The 1,979-nt window shown below is 70.7% G+C and carries 1 protein-coding gene; it reads right to left on the bottom strand.

The window, feature by feature from the left end; all coding sequences use genetic code 11:
- Positions 1–2 precede the first annotated feature (2 nt).
- Positions 3–1,973, bottom strand: a complete 1,971-nt coding sequence (acs, locus tag I3F58_RS29130; protein ID WP_240111713.1) for an acetate--CoA ligase — start codon at positions 1,971–1,973, stop codon at positions 3–5.
- Positions 1,974–1,979 lie beyond the last annotated feature (6 nt).

A 1,979-nucleotide genomic window follows, 5' to 3' on the forward strand; every position in this document is an offset into this window, starting at 1 on the left:
CCTCAGTCCTCGCTGGGGGTTGTGGGGAGTTTGGTCTGGATCAGGTCCATGACGGAGGAGTCGGTGAGTGTGGTGACGTCTCCGAGCTGCCGGTTCTCCGCGACGTCGCGGAGCAGGCGGCGCATGATCTTTCCGGAGCGGGTCTTGGGCAGTTCCGCGACGGGCAGGACGCGTTTGGGTTTGGCGATGGGCCCGAGTGTGGCGCCGACGTGGTCGCGCAGTTCGGTGACGAGGCCGGTGCCGTTGTTCTCGGCCTCGGCCGCGGCGGTGCCGCGCAGGATCACGAACGCGACGATGGCCTGGCCGGTCGTCTCGTCGGCGGCGCCGACGACGGCCGCCTCCGCGACCTTCGGGTGGGAGACCAGGGCCGACTCCACCTCGGTGGTGGAGATGTTGTGGCCGGACACCAGCATCACGTCGTCGACCCGGCCCAGCAGCCAGATGTCGCCGTCCTCGTCCTTCTTGGCGCCGTCGCCGGCGAAGTAGCGGCCCTCGAAGCGCGACCAGTAGGTGTCGATGAACCGCTGGTCGTCGCCCCAGACGGTCCGCAGCATCGACGGCCACGGCTCGGTGAGGACCAGGTAGCCGCCTCCGCCGTCGGGCACCTCGTGCGCCTCGTCGTCGACGACCGTGGCGGAGATGCCCGGCAGGGGCCGCTGGGCGGATCCCGGCTTGGTCTCGGTGACGCCGGGCAGCGGGGAGATCATCATGGCCCCGGTCTCCGTCTGCCACCAGGTGTCGACGACCGGGCACCGCCCGCCGCCGATGTGCTCCCGGTACCAGACCCAGGCCTCCGGGTTGATCGGCTCGCCGACCGAGCCCAGGACCCGCAGGCTGGACAGGTCGTACTTGGCGGGGATGTCGTCGCCCCACTTCATGAACGTGCGGATCGCGGTCGGCGCCGTGTAGAGGATGGTGACGCCGTACTTCTGGACGATCTCCCAGAAGCGGCCCTGGTGCGGGGTGTCCGGTGTGCCCTCGTAGATGACCTGTGTCGCGCCGTTGGCGAGCGGCCCGTAGACGATGTACGAGTGCCCGGTCACCCAGCCGATGTCGGCGGTGCACCAGTAGACGTCGCTGTCCGGCTTCAGGTCGAACACCGCGTGGTGCGTGTACGCCGCCTGTGTGAGGTAGCCGCCGGAGGTGTGCAGGATGCCCTTCGGCTTCCCGGTGGTGCCGGAGGTGTAGAGGATGAACAGCGGGTGCTCCGCTTCGAACGCCTCGGGCGTGTGCTCGGCGCTCTGCCGTGCCACGATCTCGTCCCACCACACGTCCCGGCCGTCGTTCCAGGCGACGTCCTGCCCGGTGCGGCGCACCACCAGCACGTGCTCGACGCTGTCGGCCCGGCGCAGTGCCTCGTCCACGGCGGGCTTCAGCGCGGAGGGCTTCCCGCGCCGGTAGCCGCCGTCGGCGGTGATCACCAGCCGGGCGTCGGCGTCCGCGATCCGGGCGGCGATCGCGTCCGCCGAGAAGCCGCCGAAGACCACCGAGTGCAGCGCGCCGATCCGGGCGCAGGCCAGCATCGCGACGGCCGCCTCGGGGATCATCGGCATGTAGACGGCGACCCGGTCGCCCTTGGTCACGCCCAGCTCGGCCAGCGCGTTGGCCGCCCGGCTGACCTCGTCCTTGAGCTGCGCGTAGGTGATGGCCCGGCTGTCGCCCGGCTCCCCCTCGAAGTGGATCGCCACCCGGTCGCCCAGCCCGGCCTCCACGTGCCGGTCCACGCAGTTGTACGCCACGTTCAGCGTGCCGTCCGCGAACCACCTGGCGAACGGCGGGTTCGACCAGTCGAGGGTCTCGGTCGGCTCGGTCGCCCAGCTGAGCCGACGCGCCTGCTCGGCCCAGAAAGCGAGCCGGTCCTCCGCGGCCTGCTCGTACGCGTCCGCCGTCACATTGGCGTGCGCGGCCAGCTCGGAAGGCGGAGCGAACCGCCGCTCTTCCTTGAGGAGGTTGGCCAGGCTCTCGTTGCTCACGACATC

Origin of the sequence: Streptomyces sp. MUM 203J, from assembly GCF_022414595.1 — a bacterium.
Lineage (GTDB): Bacteria > Actinomycetota > Actinomycetes > Streptomycetales > Streptomycetaceae > Streptomyces.